General features: G+C 49.4%; 1 pseudogene. It reads right to left on the bottom strand.

The window, feature by feature from the left end:
• Positions 1–107: 107 nt before the first annotated feature.
• Positions 108–356: pseudogene (locus AYW75_RS18455) on the bottom strand (NAD(P)H:quinone oxidoreductase); the annotation flags it as partial.

Raw genomic sequence — 356 nt, 5'->3', positions numbered from 1 at the left:
CGGTGTAACTGGTAACTGTTACTCGTCTGCTAAAAAGGGCTTTAGCGGCGTAATTATGGTCGTCTGGTATGTATGCTTTCAAAAGAGAGTTCTCAATGTTGTTAGGTTTACAGTTTATGGCGGAGCTTATGTGCGAGTTCGCCAAGGCGTTTGCCTTGTGCGACACAGAGTGACAACTCATTGTCATCAAGTGGGCGGTTATCTTGGCCTGCAACATGGGTTGGGCCGTATGGCGTTCCGCCGGTTGTTGTCTTTAACAAAGTAGATTCGCTGTAAGGTAGGCCTGCGATCACCATACCCTGATGGAGCAGGGGGATCATCATCGAGAGTAGAGTCGTTTCCTGTCCGCCATGGAG

It is taken from the genome of Marinomonas atlantica, assembly GCF_001639725.1.
Lineage (GTDB): Bacteria > Pseudomonadota > Gammaproteobacteria > Pseudomonadales > Marinomonadaceae > Marinomonas > Marinomonas atlantica.
Note: the sequence above shows the minus strand (reverse complement) of the source record. Positions and strands in the feature narration are given on the sequence as shown.